Genomic DNA, 1,334 nt, shown 5'->3' with positions numbered 1-1,334 from the left:
AGTGATGAAGTTCACGGGGGACTTTGGAAGGGTGGAACAGAGTATGAATAGAAGAAAGACGATCGTTCGCGTAGGAGAGTTAAATTATGATGAACCGAATCTTATCACGGGACAATCTCATACAAGCATTAAAGCGAGTTGAACGCAATAGAGGTAGCCATGGAGTCGACGATATGCCCGTACAAAACCTGCGAAGGTATGTGACTGACCACTGGACTACTTTGCGAAATCAACTTGAGATGGGAACATATCAACCATCTCCCGTACGTCGAGTCGAAATCCCGAAACCAGACGGTGGAGTACGGTTGTTGGGGATCCCTACTGTGGTAGATCGGTTTATACAACAAGCGATTGCCCAAGAACTCACGAAAGTATTTGATCCTCGCTTCTCAAATTACAGCTACGGGTTCCGTCCAAGTCGGAACGGTCACCAAGCAGTACGACAAGCCAAAGAATATATCCGAGAGGGTAAGCGATGGGTAGTGGATATGGACTTAGAAGCATTCTTTGACAAAGTAAACCACGAGAAGCTCATGGGACTACTGTCGAAGACCATCAAGGACAGTGCTTTACTCCGAATCATTAAACGTTATCTGAAATCAGGTATTTTAATGGAAGGCATTAAGGTCCAATCTCAAGAAGGAACCCCGCAAGGTGGTCCACTTAGTCCACTACTAGCGAATATTATCCTAAACGAATTGGATAAGGAATTAGAAAGCAGAGAACTTAGTTTCGTGAGATACGCTGATGACTTCCACATCTACGTGCGATCAAAGAAGTCAGCGAATCGAGTTATGAACTCTATTACAGAGTTCATTGAACAAAACCTTAAGCTAAAAGTAAACCGTAATAAATCAGCCGTAGATCGACCTTGGAGAAGGAAGCTCCTTGGATTCAGCTTTACAAACAACCGAGACCCTAAGGTTCGAATACACTCGAAGAGTGTAAGGAGAATGAAGCGAAAGGTTCGTGAACTGACATCTAGATCAAAAGGTTGGTCTATGAATCGACGCATCAAAGAGTTAAATAAATATTTAACAGGTTGGTGCGGTTACTTCGCATTAGCTGACACGAAGAGTGTCTTTTCCTCGCTTGATACCTGGATACGCCACAGATTAAGGATGTGCGTTTGGAAGGATTGGAAACTTCCTCGAACCAGGAAAAGAAAGTTAATCCATTTAGGAGTCCCAAAGAGGAAAGCATACGAATGGGCAAATACAAGGAAGGGCTATTGGCGAATAGCCAATAGCCCAATACTAAATAAAACCCTAAACAATTCTTATTGGAATTGTCTAGGGCTTCGTAGTTTATCTCATCGATATAAATTTCTACGT

General features: G+C 42.9%; 1 protein-coding gene. It reads left to right on the top strand.

Annotated elements, in window-relative coordinates; all coding sequences use genetic code 11:
* Positions 1-83 precede the first annotated feature (83 nt).
* A partial coding sequence (gene ltrA / locus IEW76_RS20745; protein WP_188656259.1) for a group II intron reverse transcriptase/maturase occupies positions 84-1,334 on the top strand: 1,251 nt, incomplete at its 3' end.

Origin of the sequence: Pontibacillus salipaludis, assembly GCF_014642405.1 — a bacterium.
Taxonomy (GTDB): domain Bacteria; phylum Bacillota; class Bacilli; order Bacillales; family BH030062; genus Pontibacillus; species Pontibacillus salipaludis.
This window is presented reverse-complemented; position numbering and strand designations above follow the sequence as displayed.